Annotated in this window: 17 protein-coding genes; all 17 read left to right on the plus strand. The window is 61.7% G+C overall.

All coding sequences use genetic code 11. The features are described from left to right. The first annotated feature begins 6 nt into the window (after positions 1-6). The 17 genes from J5N58_RS06220 (at position 7) to J5N58_RS06300 (ending at position 19,891) form a co-directional block, all read left to right on the plus strand. Entirely contained in the window at positions 7-1,017 is a 1,011-nt protein-coding gene (locus J5N58_RS06220; protein WP_244710073.1) for an ABC transporter ATP-binding protein, read from the plus strand. Then, positions 1,014-1,931 (plus strand): ABC transporter ATP-binding protein, encoded by a 918-nt coding sequence (locus tag J5N58_RS06225; protein WP_112828555.1) that lies wholly within the window; start codon positions 1,014-1,016, stop codon positions 1,929-1,931. Before J5N58_RS06220 ends, J5N58_RS06225 begins: the two co-directional genes overlap by 4 nt. A gap of 5 nt (positions 1,932-1,936) precedes the next feature. Next, the gene (locus J5N58_RS06230; protein ID WP_244710075.1) at positions 1,937-4,225 is read left to right on the plus strand and encodes a molybdopterin-dependent oxidoreductase; all 2,289 of its coding nucleotides are present in this window, start codon (positions 1,937-1,939) and stop codon (positions 4,223-4,225) included. Further along, positions 4,212-4,703, plus strand: coding sequence for a CMD domain-containing protein (locus J5N58_RS06235; protein WP_113424580.1), 492 nt, complete (start codon positions 4,212-4,214; stop codon positions 4,701-4,703). Before J5N58_RS06230 ends, J5N58_RS06235 begins: the two co-directional genes overlap by 14 nt. Beyond that, a complete protein-coding gene (locus tag J5N58_RS06240; RefSeq protein ID WP_112828552.1) occupies positions 4,700-5,278 on the plus strand; it encodes a peroxidase-related enzyme in 579 nt (192 codons plus the stop codon). The genes J5N58_RS06235 and J5N58_RS06240 overlap by 4 nt, the downstream gene beginning before the upstream one ends. A 19-nt stretch (positions 5,279-5,297) precedes the next feature. Beyond that, positions 5,298-5,684 (plus strand): Rid family detoxifying hydrolase, encoded by a 387-nt coding sequence (locus J5N58_RS06245; protein WP_113340583.1) that lies wholly within the window; start codon positions 5,298-5,300, stop codon positions 5,682-5,684. Between the two features lie 3 nt (positions 5,685-5,687). Further along, positions 5,688-6,821 (plus strand): PLP-dependent cysteine synthase family protein, encoded by a 1,134-nt coding sequence (locus J5N58_RS06250; RefSeq protein WP_113340582.1) that lies wholly within the window; start codon positions 5,688-5,690, stop codon positions 6,819-6,821. Positions 6,822-6,897: 76 nt separating this feature from the next. Beyond that, on the plus strand, positions 6,898-8,400 hold the full coding sequence (locus J5N58_RS06255) for an ABC transporter substrate-binding protein (RefSeq protein WP_113437071.1): 1,503 nt from the start codon (positions 6,898-6,900) through the stop codon (positions 8,398-8,400). Between the two features lie 61 nt (positions 8,401-8,461). Then, positions 8,462-9,310, plus strand: a complete 849-nt coding sequence (locus tag J5N58_RS06260; RefSeq protein ID WP_113424585.1) for an alpha/beta fold hydrolase — start codon at positions 8,462-8,464, stop codon at positions 9,308-9,310. A gap of 529 nt (positions 9,311-9,839) precedes the next feature. Continuing rightward, a complete protein-coding gene (locus J5N58_RS06265) occupies positions 9,840-12,266 on the plus strand; it encodes a GcvT family protein (protein ID WP_244710077.1) in 2,427 nt (808 codons plus the stop codon). A 267-nt stretch (positions 12,267-12,533) separates the two neighbouring features. Continuing rightward, positions 12,534-13,436, plus strand: coding sequence for a branched-chain amino acid ABC transporter permease (locus J5N58_RS06270; protein ID WP_244710080.1), 903 nt, complete (start codon positions 12,534-12,536; stop codon positions 13,434-13,436). Positions 13,437-13,440: 4 nt separating this feature from the next. Then, positions 13,441-14,832 carry a high-affinity branched-chain amino acid ABC transporter permease LivM gene (livM, locus tag J5N58_RS06275; protein ID WP_112828545.1) on the plus strand — a complete coding sequence of 464 codons (1,392 nt, stop codon included), beginning with the start codon at positions 13,441-13,443 and terminating at the stop codon, positions 14,830-14,832. Further along, positions 14,832-15,704 carry an ABC transporter ATP-binding protein gene (locus tag J5N58_RS06280; protein WP_112828544.1) on the plus strand — a complete coding sequence of 291 codons (873 nt, stop codon included), beginning with the start codon at positions 14,832-14,834 and terminating at the stop codon, positions 15,702-15,704. The genes livM and J5N58_RS06280 overlap by 1 nt, the downstream gene beginning before the upstream one ends. Next, entirely contained in the window at positions 15,704-16,432 is a 729-nt protein-coding gene (locus J5N58_RS06285; protein WP_112828543.1) for an ABC transporter ATP-binding protein, read from the plus strand. The genes J5N58_RS06280 and J5N58_RS06285 overlap by 1 nt, the downstream gene beginning before the upstream one ends. A gap of 19 nt (positions 16,433-16,451) precedes the next feature. Next, positions 16,452-16,805 carry a DUF6867 family protein gene (locus J5N58_RS06290; RefSeq protein ID WP_112828542.1) on the plus strand — a complete coding sequence of 118 codons (354 nt, stop codon included), beginning with the start codon at positions 16,452-16,454 and terminating at the stop codon, positions 16,803-16,805. Between the two features lie 139 nt (positions 16,806-16,944). Beyond that, positions 16,945-18,063, plus strand: a complete 1,119-nt coding sequence (locus J5N58_RS06295) for a branched-chain amino acid ABC transporter substrate-binding protein (RefSeq protein ID WP_112828541.1) — start codon at positions 16,945-16,947, stop codon at positions 18,061-18,063. Positions 18,064-18,244: 181 nt separating this feature from the next. Then, positions 18,245-19,891 (plus strand): acyl-CoA synthetase, encoded by a 1,647-nt coding sequence (locus tag J5N58_RS06300; protein WP_425314454.1) that lies wholly within the window; start codon positions 18,245-18,247, stop codon positions 19,889-19,891. Positions 19,892-20,248 lie beyond the last annotated feature (357 nt).

Here is a 20,248-nt window from a genome sequence, read left to right on the forward strand (position 1 = left end):
CGTTCCATGGCTCCGCTGCTCGAAGTCCGCAATCTTACTGTCGCGTTCGATACGCCATCCGGCACGGTGCATGCCGTCAACGATGTGTCCTACACACTTGAGGAGGGCGAGACCCTCGGCATTGTCGGCGAATCCGGTTCCGGCAAAAGCGTGCATGCGCTTTCGATGGTCGGTCTGATTGCGACGCCACCGGGCCGTATCGTCCGCGGCGAGGTGATCTTCAACGGTCGCGATCTGCTGAAACTCTCGCAACGCGAACTTTTCGACTTGCGCGGCAAGGAGATCGGCTTCGTCTTCCAGGACCCGATGACCTCGCTCAATCCGGTGCTGACGATCGAGCGGCAGATCGCCGAGCCGCTGCGCCGGCACTTCGGCATATCGACGAGCCAGGCGCGGACGCGGGTGATCGAACTTCTCGAACTGGTCGGCATTCCCGATGCCGCCCGCCGTGCCCGACAGTATCCGCACGAATTCTCGGGCGGCATGCGCCAGCGGGTGATGATCGCCATCGGTATTTCCTGCAACCCGAAGCTCCTGATCGCCGACGAGGCGACGACGGCTCTCGACGTCACAGTCCAGGCGCAGATCCTCGATCTCGTCCGCGAGCTGAAACGCAAGACCGGCACGACCGTCATCTGGATCACCCATGACATGGGCGTGGTCGCCGGACTGGCCGATACCGTGCAGGTCATGTACGGCGGCCGCATCATGGAGCGCGGCCCGGTTCGCTCCGTTTTCCACGATCCGCGCAGTGCCTACACCTGGGGCCTGTTGAAATCGCTTCCACATGGCGGCCGGCGCGGTGTCAACCGACTCTATCAGATTCCGGGCAATCCACCCGATCTGACGAAGGAACCGGTCGGCGATCCCTTCGCGCCGCGCAATCCCTTCGCCACGGAGCGATGCAAATCGGAAACGCCGCCGCTGGTCGATGCTGCCGACAGCACTCCCGGCCACCGGGTGGCGGCATGGTACGACCTGCGTGCCGAGCTGGCGCGCATGGAGGCGCAGGCATGACCGAGCATCACGCGCCCGCTCTCGTTTCCGTCAACCAGCTCTGCAAGGCCTATGGTGGCAGAGGGGGAATGTTTGGGTCTTCGACAGTTGCGTTCAAGGCGGTCAACAATGTCAGCTTCGACATTGCGGCCGGCGAGACGCTCGGTCTCGTCGGCGAATCCGGCTCGGGCAAGAGCACGACCGGGCGGGTGCTGCTTCAGCTCGAGGCACCGACGAGCGGCGACATCCTGTTCAGGAACAAGAACATCACCGGTCTTTCCAAGGCTATGCTCAAGCCCTACCGGCGCGACATGCAGATCATCTTCCAGGACCCTTACGCCTCGCTCAATCCGCGCATGACGGTCGGTGAATTCGTCGCCGAACCGCTCGATGTGCACGGGCTTGCCGGCGCGCGGTCGGAGCGGCAGGACCGGGTCGCCTCGCTCTTCAGGAAGGTCGGCCTCGACCCCTCGTTCATGAAGCGCTATCCGCACGAGTTTTCCGGCGGGCAGAGGCAGCGCGTCAATATCGCCCGGGCAATTGCACTCAATCCGGCCTTTATCGTCGCGGACGAGCCGATCACTGCGCTCGACGTGTCAATCCAGGCGCAGATCGTCAACCTGTTCCAGGATCTGCAGGACGAGCTGGGGCTGACCTACCTCTTCATCGCGCATGACCTGTCGATGATCCGCTACCTCTGCCATCGGGTCGCGGTCATGCTCCGCGGCCGTATCGTCGAAATCGGCCCCTGCGACGCGATCTTCGAGAATCCGCAGCATCCCTATACGAAGGCGCTTCTTTCGGCGATCCCGGTTCCCGACCCGGATATCGAGCGCAACCGCCGGCCCGTCGCTTTCGATGTCAATGCCAACCTGCCGCCTGAGGATGCCTCGCTACAGGCGGTCGGGAATCGGCACTTCGTTTTGAGAGGCTAGGCGCAATGCACCTGTTCGCGACCCATTTCGGAACCTATGAGGTCGGCTTTGGCGCGAACGGGAAACCGCTGCTCATGCCTTTCCGGCATGATCCCGATCCTTCGCAAATAGGGCTCGGTTATCTGGCGCTTGCCGATCATCCCGAGCGAATTCGTGCGCCCATGGTGCGGCGTTCCTGGCTGGAGAATGGACCGCTGGCCGGCATGGGCGTCGGTCGGGGCCGGGAGGAATTCGTCGCGGTGGGCTGGGACGCGGCCGCAGGACTGGTCGCAGATGAATTGCGTCGCGTGCGCTCCACTTACGGGAACCAGGCGATTTTCGGCGGCTCCTACGGCTGGGCGAGCGCCGGCCGTTTCCACCATGCGCAAAGCCAGCTCAAGCGGCTTCTCAATCTCGCCGGCGGCTTCACGTCTTCGGTCAACAGCTATTCCTACGGCGCGGCCGGCGTGCTTTTGCCGCATATCCTGGGAAGCGACTATAAGGACGCCTGCGATACGGCGCCCTCCTGGAACGACATTGCAGAGAATTGCGAACTGCTCGTCGGTTTCGGCGGCTTCCGGCTCACCAATGCGCAGGTCGAGGCGGGCGGCACCGGCAGCCATCGCGCGGGCGAGTGGCTGAGACGCTGCCAGGAAAGGGGCGTCCGCATCGTCGTGTTCAGCCCGACGGCGAGCGATGCGCCGCCCGGACCGAATGTGCGCCACATCCCGCTCCGTCCGAACACGGATGTGGCGGTCATGATCGGCATGTGCCACACGCTGCTGGACGAGGGATTGTTCGATTGTGAATTCCTGAAGCGCTGCACCACGGGCTTCGGAGAGTTCGAAAGCTATCTGATCGGGGAGAAGGACGGCATTGCCAAGGACGCGGCCTGGGCGTCGGCAATCTCCGGCGTGCCGGCCGATACGATCATCGAAATCGCCGAAGACCTGCACGACTATCGCAGCCTGATTAACGTTGCCTGGTCGCTACAGCGCGCCCGCTTCGGTGAACAGCCGTTCTGGGGCGCGATCGCGCTCGCTTCCATGACCGGCCATGTGGGCAGGAAGGGGTGCGGTTTCGCCTTTGGCCTGACCGCTGTCAATGCGGTGGGCCAGCCGGTGCGCCGGCTGAAAGGTCCGGCATTCGATCAGGGAAAGAATCCCGTTCGCCATTTCATTCCGGTGGCGCGCATCACGGAGCTTCTCGAAAATCCGGGCGGCCGGATCGACTACGACGGGCGGGTCCTCGAACTGCCCGATATCCGGCTCCTCTGGTGGGCGGGCGGCAATCCGTTCCATCATCACCAGGACCTCAATCGCCTTGCGGGAGCCTTCCGGCGCCCGGAAACGGTGATCGTCACGGAGAATATGTGGACTGCGACCGCGAAGATGGCGGATATCGTGCTTCCATCGGCCTTTCCCTTCGAGCGGGACGACGTGGTGGCCTCTTCACGCGACAACTGGCTGGTCTACAGCCGACGCGTCATGGAACCTCCGGAAGGGGTGCTTGCCGATCACGAGGCCTACTGCCTGATCGCCGACAAGCTCGGCTGCCGCGAGGCCTTCGATGAAAACCGCTGCATCGACGACTGGCTGGCGCACATCTATGAAGGCTATCGCGAGCGATACCCCGAACTGCCCGATTTCCCGTCCTTCCGCTCGCGGGGCTTTGCGGTTCTGGACGAAGGGGAGGAAGCGCCGGCGCCCGCCGATCACTTCCAAAGCTTTCGGGACAACCCCGAAGCGGTGCCTCTGAAGACGCCGAGCGGCCGCATCGAGATTGCCTCCGGCACGATCGGCAGCTTCGGTTATCCCGATATCGGCCGGCATCCCGCATGGATGGAGCCGGAGGAGTGGCTCGGCGCGCCGCTTGCGTCGCAATACCGGTTCCATCTTCTTTCGCCACAGCCCGCGCACCGCCTGCATGGACAGCTTGAATACGGTCCCGCAAGCCAGGGCGCCAAGCTGAAGGGCTGCGAACGTGTGACGCTGAGCGCCCTGGATGCGAAGGAGCTCGCCGTCGAGGATGGCGATCTTTGCGAACTCTACAACGAGCGGGGCCGCGTGATCGCAGCCGTGACGATCGATGAGGGCGTGATGCCAGGTGTCGCCGTCCTGCCGACCGGCGGCTGGTTCCGCCCGGATGGCGACGGCGTCGATCATGGCGGCAATCCGAATACTTTGACGCCGATCACGGCCGCCTCCCGCCTGTCTCAGGCGACCGCACCGAATTCCTGTCTGGCTTCGATCCGTGCATGGCGCGGACCGGGACCGGAACAACAGCATGAGGACTTGATGCATGGACCAGATTGATATCCTGTCGGGGATAAAGCCGGATTCCGAACTGTACCGGATCCGCCGCGAGCGGCCGGACTATGTGGAAGGGACGGAACTGTGCCGCCAGACGGTGCTGGAGCCCAACCACGGATTCGGCATCGGCCATCCCATGCGCGCAGCGCTCGCCGCCCGCATGGCGAGGCTGATCGGCCGGAACGATCTGGCGCAGAGCTATGACCTGATGCTCGAGGAGGCAGGCAGCGACGAAACGCTCGCAGCGATCGCTTCCGCAGGCGAACTGCCGTCGGATGCGGATATTTTCACGCAGGCGCTCGTCCGCCATGCCGACCTTGTTACCAAGACGCCACGCGACAACACCAGAAGCGATATCGAGCGTCTCGGTGCCGCCGGACTGTCGAACCCGCAGATCATCGCACTCTCGGAACTGATCGCCTTCGTCAATTTCGAGGCGCGGGTGATCGTCGGCCTGCAAGCGTTGGAGCTGGTGGCATGAGTGCGTCGCGTTTCAAGGTCAAGGCGCTCGCCTGGGCGCCCTATATCGAGCCGGTCGATGTGGTGACCGCGTCGGAGGAGCAGCTTGCGGCCATGCAGGTGACACCTTCCAACACCAAGGTGTCAGCCTATGTGCGCACGCTCGCGCACGATCCGGAATCCTATGTGGCACGGACGAAGCTCTTCAACGCCATCATGTATGCCAAGGGGGGGCTCGACCGGGCCGAAAGGGAACTCGGCGCGCTCGTCGCTTCCGCCGTCAACCGCTGCGTCTATTGCGCCTCCGTCCACGCGCGACGCTACGTGGAGCTTTCCGGCCGCTCCGATGTGGTCGAGAAAATCTACATGCGCGGTCTCGACGGTCCATTCGATCCGAAGATCCAGGCGATCGTCGATTTTTGCAGGACGCTGTCGCAGACGCCCGCGAAGGTCGGCAGGGATCAGGTGCAGGCTCTTCGAGACCACGGTCTTTCGAAAGCCGAGATCGTCGACCTCATCCACTCCGCCGCGATCTTCGGCTGGGCCAATCGCCTGATGCATACACTTGGTCATTCGACACCGGTCGAGGGCCGATAACACGAACGAGGAGAACACCATGAATGCCATATCGACCGCAAACGCTCCAGCCGCGATCGGGCCCTATTCGCAGGCTGTCCGGCATGGAGATCTGCTGTTCGTTTCCGGGCAGCTTCCGATCGATCCGTCGACCGGCAATTTCAATTCCGACGATGCCGTCGAGCAGATGAAGCAGTGCCTGAAGAACATCGCCGCGATTGCCGAAGCGGCCGGCACCGACCTGTCGAAGACGATCAAGACCACGATCCTGCTGACCGACCTTTCAGGTTTTTCGGCCATCAACGAGGCCTATGGCGCTGCCTTTTCCGCGCCCTATCCGGCGCGCGCCACCTTCGAGGTTTCCGCTCTGCCGAAGGGCGCCAAGGTCGAGGTCGAGGCCGTCATCGCCATTCCCGCAAAGGCCTGACCCATGTCGGAGACGCAATCCTGTCCGCCGGTGATGCGGCTGCCCGAAAGCGAGGATCGGGACTGGGCGCGGCACGCGATCGGCATCCTGCAGGGTGACGGCCGCCGCTCGGCCGACACCCATCTGGTCAACCCTGTCTTCAAGGGGCTGAAGGGCATCTCGATCTACCTGAAGGACGAGTCGACCCATCCGACCGGCAGCCTGAAGCACCGGCTCGCCCGTTCGCTCTTCCTCTACGGGATCTGCAACGGCCGAATCCGGAAGGGGACGACGCTGGTGGAAGCCTCGTCCGGCTCCACCGCGGTCAGCGAGGCCTATTTTGCCCATCTTCTGGAACTGCCTTTCATCGCGGTGATGCCGCGCTCGACCAGCCGCCAGAAGATCGAGGCGATCGAGCGCTTCGGCGGTCGCTGCCATTTCGTCGAAAGCCCCGGCGAGGTCTATCATGTCGCCCAGCGCCTGGCAGAGGAGGCTGGAGGCTATTATCTCGACCAGTTCACCTATGCGGAGCGGGCGACCGACTGGCGCGGCAACAACAACATCGCCGAGAGTATCTTCGAGCAGATGCAGGCGGAGCGCCATCCGCATCCGGCCTGGGTGGTGATGAGTGCCGGCACCGGCGGCACCTCGGCGACGATCGGACGCTATATCCGCTACCGGAATTTCCCGACAAGGCTCTGCGTCGTGGATGTCGAACACTCCGCTTTCTACGATGCGTATTGTTCCGGCGACGTGAACGTTACATGCGAGAGGCCCTCGCGCATCGAGGGAGTCGGGCGGCCGCGGGTCGAACCGTCCTTCATTCCGGGCGTCATCGACCACATGATTAAGATCCCGGATGCGGCGTCGGTTGCAGCCATGCACGTCCTGTCGGAGCGGCTGTTCCGGCGGGTCGGCGGTTCGACGGGCACCAACTTCTTCGGCCTGTGCTGGATCGCCGGCTGCATGATGGCGGCAGGCGAGGAAGGCTCGCTGGTCTCGCTCATCTGCGACAGCGGCGACCGCTACACCTCCACCTACTACAACCCCGATTGGCTGAAGGAGAACGGCATCGACATCGAACCCCACAGGCAGATGATCGAGACCTTCCTCGATACCGGAAAGTTCGATCCGATTATTCTCAAGGATACGCGATAGAGGAAAGTCCGTTCCTTGCAGGAAAGCATAACAGCATGAAAAACAATAATATTCTCAAACCAGAAGGAGACGGAACATGGACTGGAAACTGATATCTACGGCGGTCGCCGCCGTTTCATTGAGCGCCTTGATGTCGACCACGGCGCTGGCCCAAGGCAAGACGGTGACGATTGGCATCACCAATACGGTCAACACGTTCGATCCGCACATGACGGCATCGGTGGGCACCGATCTCAGCCTGCTCAGCCATATCTATCCGTCGCTGGTGCTGCGAGCCCCGGACATGAAGATCGTGCCGTCGCTGGCCACGGAATGGAAGAGCGTCGACGACCTGACTTGGCGGATCACGCTGCGGTCGGACGCGACGTTCAATGACGGTGAGAAGATCGATGCGGAAGCCGTGAAGTGGAATTTCGACCGCGTGCGGGATCCGGCGCTCAACGCCCGTATCAAGGCCTGGTTCACGCTGATCTCGGACGTCAAGGTCGTCAGCCCGACCGAGCTCGAGATCAAGACGAGCGCGCCCTATCCGGCGATGATCGAGCAGCTCTCGATGTTCTTCCTTCTCCCGCCGAAGTGGGCGGCGGAGCACAAGCCGGCAACCGAGACGGCGTCGGGCGGCCCTTATGTGCTCAGTTCGGTGAAGCCGGGCGAAAGCTTCACGCTCGATGCCAATCCGCAATACTGGGGCGGGAAGCCCGATTTCGATCAGGTTGTCATCCGCGTCATCCCCGAACCGGCGAGCCGCGTCGCGGCCCTTCTCGCCGGTGAAGTCGATTTCGTGAATTCGATTCCCACCACCGAAATCCAGCGCATCAAGGACAATGGCAGCGCCCAGGCCGGCGCCGTGCCGAGCACGCGCACCGTGTTCATCAAGTTCAACACCACGAAGCCGCCGCTCGACAACAAGCTGTTCCGGCAGGCCCTCAACTATGCGGTCGACAAGGAAGGCATCATCAAGGCCATCTTCGACGATCAGGCCGAGATCGCCGGCTGCGGGGTGATGTCGAAGAGTTATTTCGGCTTCAATCCGGACCTCAAGCCTTATCCTTACGATCCGGACAAGGCGGCCGAACTGCTGGAGCAGGCAGGCGGCGCTCCTTCGGAACCGATCGAGTTCGATGTTCCGAGCGGAACCTATCTCAACGGCGGGGAGGTGGTGCAGGCCGTCGCCAGCCAGCTCGAGGAGATCGGCGTCAAGACGAAGATCGTCGAGATGCAGTTCAGCGCCTACATGGACAAGTATCTGAAGGCGAAGGATCTTGCCCCCTTGAGCCTGCTCAGCCAGGCCTGGCCGACGATCGATGCCGACGGTCTCCTGACCCTGTTCGCGCCGGGCAACATGTACGCCTATTGGGACAATGCGGATTTCGGCAAGGCGCTGGCGGAGGGCCGCTCGACGATGGATAAGTCCAAGCGTCAGGAGGCCTACAAGAAGGCGACTGAAGTCATGTGCGACGAGGCACCTGCGCTTTTCCTCTACACGCAGCCCGCAACCTTCGGGATTTCCAAGCGCATCACCTGGACGCCGCGCGGCGACGACTGGGTCCGAGCCTTCGACATGAAGCCTGCCAATTGACGATCCCGCGTCCCGCGCCCCTTTGGCGCGGGATGCCTGCTTGCCAGATCGGGGACAATCCATGCCGACAGTGACTTTGAACAACGCCACCTTCGTTTACGACGAAATCGGCGATCCGGATGCGGAAACCATCATCGCGCTACATGGGGGAAGGGGCATCGGCGACCGCCGCGGCGAATACAACGCCTACAAGCCGCTGTCGGACAAGTATCGCCTGATTGCTTACGACCAGCGCGGATGCGGCGAGACCAGCCTGACGCCGCCCTATACATTCGAGCAATTGGCGGATGACGTTGAAGCCTTTCGTGTGAACCTGTGCGGCGGCCGCAAGATCATTCTCGAGGGCGGTTCTTTCGGCGGCATGATCGCGCTGACCTATGCCGTCAAATATGGCCACAACCTGTCCCGGCTTATCCTGCGCGGCACGGCGGCGAGCTACCATCACGAGGACGACGCCATGGTGGTGTTCAAGGAACGCCTCCACAAGGCGTCGAGCGCCTCGCTTTCGATGCTCGAAAAGATGTTTTCCGACAAGGTCAAGGACGATACGGAGCTTCGTCTCATCTGGCTCGCTCTCCAGCCGCTCTATTACGAGAAGTTTGATCCGGACGCAGCGCTGGAGCGGACCCGCACCATGCACCTGCATGCGGAAACCCATAATGCGCTTTTCAAGGAACGGCTCTACGACCTGCGTGATCGCCTCAAGGACATCCCTGTGCCGACGCTGGTTATCTGCGGTGCGGAGGACTGGATCTGCCCTCCCAACCATTCCCGGTTGATTGCGGAGCGAATCCCCAAGGGGGAGCTTCTTGAAGTGCCGGGGGCGAACCATGCGGTCCATGCCGAAGCGAATGTCACTGTCATTGCGGCGATCAGGACGTTTCTGGAGCGGACCGCTTCAGAACAATGACCGTGGATAGCTTCGTTTCGTCTCCCGGTTTGCCCTGAAGCCGGGTGGGGAATTCACCTCTACCTGCTGGGTATGGCATTCCGGACGGATCGGCAGGCGCCGAGGCGGCCGGGCAATGACCATCCACAGGCGCCCGGTCTCTTCCTGATGCGCTTTCCATCACGCCTTTGTTCAGCCATGCGGTCGGCGCTCGGAATCTCGAGGCTGTCGGCTACCCCCTTGAACAGCCCCCAGCGTGCCAAAGCCGCCTCCGATGCGGAAGCCTGAAAAGCCATGACGTTTCAACGTGCTTGAGCGTGATCCGACATGATCCTGGCAGGGGCGGCGAGGTGTTGGAACATCCATTACCCGGCCTGGCCGAGGCTGCCGCAAGTGGCGCGGACGGGATAAAAATCATGTCCGAAGCGACATTTCGCTTCGCAGTACGATCTATTGAACGAAACAAATAGCCTCTAGGCTGGCCCGGTTTTCAGACTTTCAACGCGGATTTTCAGGCCTTTCGGGGCGTTCGCAAGACCGGAGATTTTTCATGAAGAGCCATGCCAGGGTCGTCGTCATCGGCGGTGGTGTCGTCGGATGTTCGGTGCTCTATCATCTCACCAGGTTCGGCTGGACGGATGTCGTGCTGCTGGAGCGCTCGGAGCTGACATCCGGCTCCACATGGCATGCCGCCGGTGGCATCCATACGATCAACGGCGATCCCAACGTCGCCAAGCTGCAGAAATATACGGTCGAGCTTTACAGGGAGATCGAGGAGTACTCCGGCCAGGATGTCGGACTTCACCTGACCTCCGGCCTGATGCTCGCGGCGACCCAGCAGCGTTTCGAATGGCTGAAATCCGTCCTCGCCAAGGGCAAGTATGCCGGCATGGACGCCGAACTGCTGACGGCGAAGGAGGCGGCCGACATGATGCCGCTGCTCGATCCGAGCCATTTCGTCGGCGCGGTCTACGATCCGAACGAGGGCCATGTCGATCCCTACGGCGTCACCCATGCCTATGCGAAGTCCGCGAAGAAGAACGGCGCGGAGATCTATCTGCACACCCGGGTCGAGGACCTCGTGCAGCTGGAGGACGGCACCTGGCGCGTCATCACCGACAAGGGCGAGATCCGCGCCGAACATGTCGTCAATGCCGGCGGCCTGTGGGCGCGCGAGGTCGGACGCATGGTCGGGCTCGAACTGCCGGTGCTGGCCATGGAACACATGTATCTCATCACCGAGGACATGCCTGAGGTTATCGAATACAACCGCAAGACCGGCAAGGAGATCCAGCATTGCGTGGACTTCGACGGCGAGATCTATCTCCGTCAGGAGCGCAACGGCATGTTGATGGGCACCTATGAGAAGGCCTGCCGTCCCTGGTCGCCGCTTACCACCCCGTGGGATTTCGGCCATGAACTGCTGGCCGAGGATCTGGAGCGCATCGCGCCCGAGCTCGAGGTCGGATTTCGCCATTTCCCGGCCTTCAACAAGGCCGGCATCAAGAAGATCATCAACGGCCCGTTCACCTTCTCGCCTGACGGCAACCCGCTCGTCGGTCCGGTTCGCGGCATGACCAATTACTGGTCGGCCTGCGCCGTCATGGCCGGCTTCAGCCAGGGCGGCGGCGTGGGCCTTGCGCTCGCCAACTGGATGATAAACGGCGATCCGGGCTTCGACGTCTTCGCCATGGACGTTTCCCGCTACGGCGACTATGCGACGCTCGCCTATACCAATGCCAAGGTTCGCGAGAACTATACCCGCCGTTTTTCGATCCGCTTCCCGAACGAGGAGCTGCCGGCGGCGCGTCCGCTGCTGACCACCCCGATCTATGACAGGCTGAAGGCGGCGGGCGCCGTTTTCGGCGCGTCCTACGGTCTCGAAACGCCGCTGTGGTTTGCGCCCGAAGGCGTCGAGGACACGTTCTCCTGGCGTCGTTCGACCGATTTCGATTCGGTCGGCGCGGAAGCCAAGGCTGTGCGGGCGGGCGTCGGCCTGATGGAGACCTCGGGCTATGCCAAATATTCCGTTTCCGGCGACGGCGCGCGCGACTGGCTCGACTGGCTGCTTGCGGGACGCATTCCCCCGGCCCGGCGGATGGCCTTGACGCCGATGCTGAACGAGGCCGGCAAACTGATCGGCGATTTCACCGTCGCCAATCTCGATGAAGAGGAGTTCCTCGTCATCGGCTCGGGCATTGCCGAGGACTACCACATGCGCTGGTTCGAACAGCATCTGCCTGACGATGGCTCGGTTGAGGTCAATTCGCTCGGTCTCGGCCTTGTCGGTCTCTCCATCGCCGGGCCGAAAGCCCGCGACGTGCTGGCGAAGCTGACCCATCTCGATGTCTCGGACGCCGCTTTTCCGTTCATGGACATTCGCGAGATGGACCTCGGCATGGCGCCGGCGGTTGTCGGTCGTGTCAGCTATACTGGCGATCTCGGATACGAGATCTGGGTTCGCCCGGAATACCAGCGCTATCTCTTCGACGCGATCATGGATGCCGGAACGGAGTTCGGCATCCGCCTGTTCGGCGCGCGCGCCCTCAATGCGCTCCGGTTGGAAAAATCCTTCGGCAGCTGGTCGCGCGAATACCGGCCGCTCTACGGGCCGCTGGAGGCCGGCCTGTCACGCTTCGTCGCGCTCGGCAAGGAAGCCGTCTTCATCGGCAAGGACGCGGCTCTGCGGGAGAAGGCGGAGGGAGGAAGCCTGCGGCTCAGGACCTTCGTGGTTTCGGCGAAGGACGCCGACGTGATCGGCGACGAGCCGATCTTCCTCCATGGCGAGGTGAAGGGCTGGGTAACGTCAGGCGGTTTTGCCCATGCCAGCGGCGTTTCGATTGCGCTCGGCTATGTTCCGAAGGAGATCGCGGACGAGATCGAGGGCTGGTCGATCGAAATCCTCGGCGAGGAACTTCCGGCCCGGCTTCAGCCGCAGCCTCTGTTCGACGCCAACGGTTCGCGCATGCGATCCTGAACCGTGGCGACTATTCCTTTAGGGATAGACGACAGGGCTGCATCGCTGCGGCCCTGTTCATTTCAGAGGCATTTGATGCCGCTTTTTTGATGAAATTGATTTCGTTTGCGCCAAATTGTGAGCAAATGGCAATAAAATGCGCGATGCCCGGCTTTTAGGCTTCACATTTGCGGACAAAACGCTATGGATTTTCTCCATGTTAAGAACCCGTAAGGGCAACATACAAGAGGCGCGGGAAGCACTCGGACCGCGCCCGGGGGATTGGTAATGGAGTACTTCGTCCAGCAGCTCATCAACGGGCTGACTCTTGGATCCATCTATGGCCTTGTCGCAATCGGCTACACGATGGTTTACGGCATCATCGGCATGATTAACTTTGCCCATGGTGACATTTTCATGCTCGGCGGCTTTGCCGCTCTCATCGTCTTCCTCATCCTGACATCGTTTTTCGCCGGCATCCCGGTTGCGCTTGCGCTATTAATCATGCTGGTGATCGCGATGCTGATGACAGGCCTGTGGAACTGGACCATCGAGCGCGTCGCCTATCGGCCGTTGCGCGGTTCGTTCCGTCTGGCGCCGCTGATTACCGCAATCGGCATGTCGATCGCGCTTTCCAACTTCATTCAGGTCACGCAGGGCCCGCGCAACAAGCCGATCCCGACGCTGGTCAACGATGTCTATCATTTCGGCGCGATCACCATTTCGCTGAAGCAGCTCGTCATCGTCGCCATCACGTCGGTGCTGCTGTTCGCCTTCTGGTACATCGTCAACAAGACGCCGCTCGGCCGCGCCCAGCGCGCCACCGAACAGGATCGCAAGATGGCCGCGCTCCTCGGCGTCGACGTTGACCGGACGATTTCCATCACCTTCGTGATGGGTGCGGCCCTCGCAGCCGTCGCCGGCACGATGTATCTGATGTATTATGGCGTGGCATCGTTCAACGACGGCTTCATCCCTGGCGTCAAGGCGTTTACCGCAGCCGTTCTCGGCGGTATCGGTTCGCTTCCAGGCGCCGTTCTCGGCGGTCTACTGATCGGCCTCATCGAGTCGCTCTGGTCCGCCTATTTCAGTATCGCCTACAAGGATGTCGCAACCTTTGCCATCCTGGCGTTCGTACTGATCTTCAAGCCCACGGGTATTCTGGGCCGGCCGGAAGTCGAGAAGGTCTGATCCCATGACGAATTCTGCAAACGTGACCGGCACGTCTCAACCCGGAACCCTTGCGCGCGCGCTCAAGGAAGGCCTTTTCGCAGGACTTCTAGCGCTCGGCCTGTTCATCCTCTACGTCGGTATCAAGACCGATCAGGACATCAACAATGCCCTGATCTGGTATCCCCGCTGGGGCCTGCTGGCGATCTTCGTTGCGATTGCGGCGGTTGGCCGCTTCCTGGTCGTCGGCTTCTTCCATCCTTGGGCCCGCGCCCGCAAGGAACGCCGCGCCCAGGTGCCGGTGCACGAGATCGAGGCAAAGCCCTCCTTCTTCCACCAGCATTTCCTGAAGATCGCGCTTCTGGCGCTGCTGCTCTATCCGCCTGTCATCATCGCGCTGACCGGGCTGCAGGGCTCGCTGAAATACGTCGACAATTTCGGCATCCAGATCCTGATTTACGTCATGCTGGCCTGGGGTCTCAACATCGTCGTCGGTCTTGCCGGACTGCTCGACCTCGGTTACGTGGCCTTCTATGCGGTTGGCGCCTATTCCTATGCGCTGTTGTCACAGCAGTTCGGCCTGTCCTTCTGGGTCCTGTTGCCGCTTTCGGGTATTCTCGCCGCCTTCTGGGGCATTATCCTCGGCTTTCCGGTGCTGCGCCTCAGGGGCGACTACCTGGCCATCGTGACGCTCGCCTTCGGCGAAATCATCCGCCTCGTGCTCATCAACTGGACGGATGTGACCAAGGGAACATTCGGTATTTCCGGCATCCCGAAGGCCACGCTGTTCGGCATCAAGTTCGATGCGTCTCCGACCGGCTTTGCCAAGATGTTCGGGCTGCCGATGTCGTCGGTCTATTACAAGATCTTCCTGTTCTATCTCATCCTCGGCCTCTGCCTGCTCACGGCCTATGTCACCATCCGTCTTCGCCGGATGCCCATCGGCCGGGCCTGGGAAGCGTTGCGTGAGGACGAGATCGCCTGCCGTTCGCTCGGCATCAACACGGTGACGACCAAGCTTACCGCTTTCGCCACCGGCGCGATGTTCGGCGGTTTCGCCGGCTCCTTCTTCGCGGCACGCCAGGGCTTCGTTTCCCCGGAAAGCTTCGTCTTCCTGGAATCGGCCGTCATTCTCGCTATTGTCGTTCTCGGCGGCATGGGCTCGCTGACGGGGATCGCGATTGCGGCCATCGTCATGGTCGGCGGCACCGAGCTCCTGCGCGAGATGGAATTCCTGAAGCACGTCTTCGGGCCCGACTTCACGCCGGAACTCTACCGCATGCTGTTGTTCGGCCTCGCCATGATCGTCGTCATGCTGTTCAAGCCGCGCGGTTTCGTCGGCTCGCGTCAACCGACCGCCTTCCTCAAGGAGAGCAAGGCCGTCTCGGGAAGCTTTACCAAGGAAGGTCACGGCTGATGACTTCCGGAACCACTACGATGACGAACGACACGATCCTCAAAGTCGAACATCTCTCGATGAAGTTCGGCGGCCTGATGGCCATCAACGACCTGTCCTTCGAAGCCCGGCGCGGCGAGATCACTGCGCTGATCGGCCCGAACGGTGCAGGCAAGACGACGGTGTTCAACTGCATCACAGGCTTTTACAAGCCGACGATGGGTATGATTACGCTCCGCCAGAAGTCGGGCAGGGAATATCTTCTCGAACGCCTGCCGGATTTCGAAATCACCAAGCACGCCAAGGTCGCCCGCACCTTCCAGAATATCCGCCTGTTCTCGGGGCTGACGGTACTGGAAAACCTGCTCGTCGCCCAGCACAACGCGCTGATGAAGGCGTCGGGCTATACCGTGCTCGGACTGCTCGGCCTGCCGGCCTACAAGCGGGCGGCGGCCGATGCGATCGAGAAGGCGAAATACTGGCTGGAGAAGGCTGAACTCGTCGAGCGTGCCGACGATCCGGCCGGCGACCTTCCCTACGGTGCCCAGCGCCGCCTGGAAATCGCCCGCGCCATGTGCACGGGGCCGGAACTGCTCTGCCTTGACGAGCCGGCCGCAGGCCTCAACCCGAAGGAATCCCTGGCGCTCAACGCGCTTCTGCGCTCCATCCGCGACGAGGGAACCTCGCTGCTGCTGATCGAGCACGACATGTCGGTGGTCATGGAAATATCCGACCATGTGGTGGTGCTCGAATACGGCCAGAAGATCTCGGACGGCACGCCGAGCGAAGTTAAGAACGACCCGAAGGTGATCGCCGCCTATCTGGGTGTCGAGGATGAAGAATTGACCGAAGCGATTTCCGAGGTCGAAGCCGTTTCCGGGAGTGAAGAGTAATGGCCGGTGAACTGCTTCTCAAAGTACAGGGTGTCGAAACCTATTATGGCAACATCCGGGCGCTGGCCGGGGTGGACGTCGAAGTCCGCCAGGGCGAGATCGTCAGCCTGATCGGCGCGAACGGCGCCGGCAAGTCGACGCTGATGATGACGATCTGCGGCAGCCCGCAGGCGCGCACAGGCACGATCACCTTCGACGGTACGGATATCACCAAGATGCCGACGCATCTGATCGCCCGTCGCCGTATCGCCCAGTCGCCGGAAGGACGTCGCATTTTCCCGCGCATGACCGTTCTGGAAAACCTCCAGATGGGGGCAGGCCTCGACAACCTCAAATATTTCCATGAGGACGTGGAGAAGGTTTTCACCATGTTCCCGCGCCTCAAGGAGCGCCAGAGCCAGCGTGGCGGCACGCTGTCGGGCGGCGAGCAGCAGATGCTCTCCATCGGCCGCGCGCTGATGGCGCGTCCGAAGCTGCTTCTGCTGGACGAGCCGTCGCTCGGTCTTGCACCGCTGATCGTCAAGGGCATCTTCGAGGCGATCAAGAAGCTGAACCAGGAGGAAGGCCTCACCGTCTTCCTCGTGGAACAGAACGCCTTTGCCGCGCTGAAACTTTCCGACCGTGCCTATGTCATGGTCAACGGCAAGGTGACGATGAGCGGCACGGGCAAGGAACTGCTCGCGGATCCTTCTGTCCGCGCGGCCTATCTCGAAGGCGGCCACCACTGAGCGGGCGGGGAGAATAGATATGCAAGGCTTGTTTTTCGAAAGCGATACCGGCGTTCGCTACGTGCTGCGCTTCCTCGTCCTGCTGCTCGGTTTCTGGACCGCGTGGCGCACCGGCAAGGCGGTGGCGGAGGGCTGGCACGGCTATCCGACGGTGGTCATCTATACGTTGCTGCTGGGTTTCGCGCTGCGTTTCCTGCACTACGCCCTGTTCCAGGGGCCGATGGTTAGCCCGGTGCTTTACCTGGTCGACGTCGTTCTGCTTCTGGTATTTTCCATCGCCGGCTTCCAGAGCCGGCGGACCACGCAAATGGTCGATAATTACTACTGGCTCTACGAGCGGACCTCACCGTTCTCGTGGAAGAAGAAAGATTGACAGCCGCGTTTTTCTTGCCTCAGATTGGGCGAATGAATGCGGCTCTCATAAGAGTGGAACAGCTTTTCCGGCGCAGTCATGGTGGGTATTGCGCAGGGTTTTCGAAACCTAACCCACTTAAAAAATTGGGAGTAACAATATGAAGAAGTCTCTCCTTTCAGCCGTTGCGCTGACGGCTCTCGTGGCCTTCGGCGGCAACGCCTGGGCTGACGTGCTGATCGGCGTCGGCGGTCCGCTGACCGGTCCGAACGCTGCCTTCGGCGCACAGCTCCAGAAGGGTGCCGAGCAGGCTGCTGCCGACATTAATGCGGCTGGCGGCATCAATGGCGAGCAGATCAAGATCGTCCTCGGCGACGACGTGTCCGACCCGAAGCAGGGCATCTCCGTCGCCAACAAGTTCGTTGCTGACGGCGTCAAGTTCGTGGTCGGTCACTTCAACTCCGGCGTCTCCATCCCGGCCTCCGAAGTTTATGCCGAGAACGGCATCCTGGAAATCACCCCGGCCGCTACCAACCCGACCTTCACCGAACGCGGCCTGTGGAACACCTTCCGTACCTGCGGCCGTGACGACCAGCAGGGCTCTATCGCCGGCGCTTACCTCGCCGAGCACTTCAAAGACGCCAAGATCGCCGTCGTTCACGACAAGACCCCGTACGGTCAGGGCCTTGCCGACGAAACCAAGAAAGCCATGAACGCAGCCGGCCTGACCGAAGTCATGTACGAAGGCGTCAACACCGGCGACAAGGACTTCTCCGCCCTCATCGCCAAGATGAAGGAAGCCGGCGTTTCCATCATCTACTGGGGTGGTCTGCACACCGAAGCCGGCCTCATCATCCGTCAGGCTGCCGACCAGGGCCTGAAGGCAACGCTCGTCTCGGGTGACGGTATCGTTTCGAACGAACTGGCATCGATTGCCGGCGACGCCGTTGCCGGTACGCTGAACACCTTCGGTCCGGACCCGACGCTCCGTCCGGAAAACAAGGACCTCGTAGAGAAGTTCAAGGCTGCCGGCTTCAACCCGGAAGCTTACACCCTCTACTCCTATGCTGCCGTTCAGGTCATCGCCGAAGCCGCCAAGGCTGCCGGCTCGCTCGAACCGGAAGCTGTTGCCGAAGCCATGAAGAAGGGCAAGTTCCCGACCGCTCTCGGCGAAATCTCCTACGACGAAAAGGGCGACCCGAAGCTTCCGGGCTACGTCATGTACGAATGGAAGAAGGGCGCCGACGGCAAGTACACCTACATCCAACAGGGTACCTGATACGCTCTTGCGATCTGCTTAAGGGAAGCCCGGCCTCGTGCCGGGCTTTTCTGTTTGCGGCTCCGCCGGCATCGGCGTGTCCGTTTCAACCGGAAATAGCCCTTAGCCCAACGGACTATATTGCGCTGGCGTTCAATTGAGTAATACTCCTCCCGTCTATGAGAGTTGGGAGGCTCACATCATGCATGGAATGACGATTCCGCACGGGGAGGGGATCTACGATCGCGAGCTGGACAAGAACGCCGCGAACTTTTCCCAGATGACGCCGCTGAGTTTCATCGAGCGCTCCGCCCAGGTCTATCCCGGTCGAACCGCCGTGGTTTACGGTGAGGTGCGGCGCAACTGGGCGCAAACCTACGATCGCGTGCGCCGCATCGCCAGCGCCCTGTCGGAGCGCGGAATCGGGCGGGGTGACACGGTGGCCGTGATTGCCGCCAATATTCCCGAGATGTTCGAATGCCATTTCGCCGTGCCGATGATCGGCGCCGTACTCAACGCCATCAACACGCGGCTCGATGCAGAGGCCATCGCATTCATTCTCAACCATGGCGAGGCACGCCTGCTGATCGTCGATCCGGAATTCTCCGACGTGGCGGAGCGCGCCGTCCATATCGCCGGGCGGCCGATCGAAATCGTCGATATCGTCGACCCGGGTTTCTCCGGCGGGCGCCGCCTCGGACGGACGACCTATGACGACCTGATTGCGGACGGCAATCCCGATTTCCGCTGGGAGCGCCCGGCCGACGAGTGGGATGCGATCAGCCTCAACTATACCTCCGGCACCACCGGCGATCCGAAGGGGGGCGTCTATCACCATCGCGGCGCCTATCTGAACGCGGTGGGCAACATCCTCACCTGGGGCATGGCCAATCATCCGATCTATCTTTGGACATTGCCGATGTTTCACTGCAACGGCTGGTGCTTCCCCTGGACGATTGCGGCTGCCGCCGGCACGTCCGTCTGCCTGCGGTCCGTGCGTGTCGAGCCGATCTACGATCTCATCCGCTCGGAAAAGGTCACCCATTTCTGCGGCGCGCCCATCGTGCTCAACCTGCTCGCCCACGCCCCGGATGAGCTGAAGGCGGGGATCGACCACAAGGTTTCGGTGATGACGGCCGGGGCCGCGCCGCCGGCGGCCGTCATCGAGGCGATGGAGGGACTGGGCTTCGACGTTACCCATACCTACGGCCTGACCGAGACTTATGGTCCGGCCGTCGTCTGCGCATGGCATGACGAGTGGAACGATCACGACATTTCCGAGAAGGCGCGGCTGAAAGCACGCCAGGGCGTGCGCTATTCGGTTCTCGACGGTCTGATGGTCGCCGATCCGGAAACGCTGGAACCCGTCCCGAGCGACGGGGAGACCATGGGCGAGATCTTCTTCCGCGGCAACAATGTCATGCGCGGCTACCTCAAGAACCCGTCCTCGACGGACAAGGCCTTCGCCGGCGGCTGGTTCCATTCGGGCGACCTCGCGGTCTGCCATCCGGACGGCTATATCGAAATCAAGGATCGATCGAAGGACATCATCATTTCCGGCGGCGAGAACATCTCGTCGATCGAGGTCGAGGGTGTTCTCTACCGGCACCCGGCCGTCATGGAAGCGGCAATCGTCGCCCGGCCGGATGAGAAGTGGGGCGAAACCCCGTGCGCCTTCATCGGTCTCAAGCCGGGGGCGGCGGTGACGGAAAGGGAACTCATCGACTTCTGCCGCGCCAACATGGCGCATTACAAGGCGCCGAAGACGGTGGTGTTCGGCCCGCTGCCGAAGACCTCGACGGGCAAGATCCAGAAGTTCGTTCTGCGAGAAAAGGCGCGGGCGCTTTGAGCCGTTCGAGCGCTCCCGCCGTGTTTCCCAAAGAGGAGTCGCTTGTCTTTTATTGCGTATTTGCTATATAGCGCTTATGCGATGGACGATTGAGACCCTTGGTGATGTGGTTGACGCGGAAATCGCAGGATTGCCTCCCGGGCTTCAGGCGCGTTTGATCCGTCTCATGGAAGCCATCGAGAATATTGGTCTCGATCAGTTGCGCGAACCGCATGTCAAGCATCTGGATGGCAAGCTGTAGGAGCTTCGCGCCAAGGCATCGGGGAGGGTATTGCACGCGGTATCTATGTTGCCGTCAGCGGAAGACGTGTCGTTATGACCTGCCACTGCGAATTTCCTCCAGAATTGATTAGAGTC

It is taken from the genome of Paenirhizobium cremeum, from assembly GCF_022884085.1.
Classification (GTDB): Bacteria; Pseudomonadota; Alphaproteobacteria; order Rhizobiales; family Rhizobiaceae; genus Allorhizobium; species Allorhizobium cremeum.

Bases quoted from the DNA above. Each gene is read 5' to 3' on its own strand.
- J5N58_RS06280 (WP_112828544.1), top strand. From the start codon at position 14,832: ATGACTTCCGGAACCACTACGATGACGAACGACACGATCCTCAAAGTC.
- J5N58_RS06255 (WP_113437071.1), top strand. From the start codon at position 6,898: ATGGACTGGAAACTGATATCTACGGCGGTCGCCGCCGTTTCATTGAGC.
- livM (WP_112828545.1), top strand. From the start codon at position 13,441: ATGACGAATTCTGCAAACGTGACCGGCACGTCTCAACCCGGAACCCTT.
- J5N58_RS06250 (WP_113340582.1), top strand. From the start codon at position 5,688: ATGTCGGAGACGCAATCCTGTCCGCCGGTGATGCGGCTGCCCGAAAGC.
- J5N58_RS06290 (WP_112828542.1), top strand. From the start codon at position 16,452: ATGCAAGGCTTGTTTTTCGAAAGCGATACCGGCGTTCGCTACGTGCTG.
- J5N58_RS06300 (WP_425314454.1), top strand. From the start codon at position 18,245: ATGCATGGAATGACGATTCCGCACGGGGAGGGGATCTACGATCGCGAG.
- J5N58_RS06245 (WP_113340583.1), top strand. From the start codon at position 5,298: ATGAATGCCATATCGACCGCAAACGCTCCAGCCGCGATCGGGCCCTAT.
- J5N58_RS06270 (WP_244710080.1), top strand. From the start codon at position 12,534: ATGGAGTACTTCGTCCAGCAGCTCATCAACGGGCTGACTCTTGGATCC.
- J5N58_RS06225 (WP_112828555.1), top strand. From the start codon at position 1,014: ATGACCGAGCATCACGCGCCCGCTCTCGTTTCCGTCAACCAGCTCTGC.
- J5N58_RS06295 (WP_112828541.1), top strand. From the start codon at position 16,945: ATGAAGAAGTCTCTCCTTTCAGCCGTTGCGCTGACGGCTCTCGTGGCC.
- J5N58_RS06265 (WP_244710077.1), top strand. From the start codon at position 9,840: ATGAAGAGCCATGCCAGGGTCGTCGTCATCGGCGGTGGTGTCGTCGGA.
- J5N58_RS06240 (WP_112828552.1), top strand. From the start codon at position 4,700: ATGAGTGCGTCGCGTTTCAAGGTCAAGGCGCTCGCCTGGGCGCCCTAT.
- J5N58_RS06235 (WP_113424580.1), top strand. From the start codon at position 4,212: ATGGACCAGATTGATATCCTGTCGGGGATAAAGCCGGATTCCGAACTG.
- J5N58_RS06285 (WP_112828543.1), top strand. From the start codon at position 15,704: ATGGCCGGTGAACTGCTTCTCAAAGTACAGGGTGTCGAAACCTATTAT.
- J5N58_RS06220 (WP_244710073.1), top strand. From the start codon at position 7: ATGGCTCCGCTGCTCGAAGTCCGCAATCTTACTGTCGCGTTCGATACG.
- J5N58_RS06260 (WP_113424585.1), top strand. From the start codon at position 8,462: ATGCCGACAGTGACTTTGAACAACGCCACCTTCGTTTACGACGAAATC.
- J5N58_RS06230 (WP_244710075.1), top strand. From the start codon at position 1,937: ATGCACCTGTTCGCGACCCATTTCGGAACCTATGAGGTCGGCTTTGGC.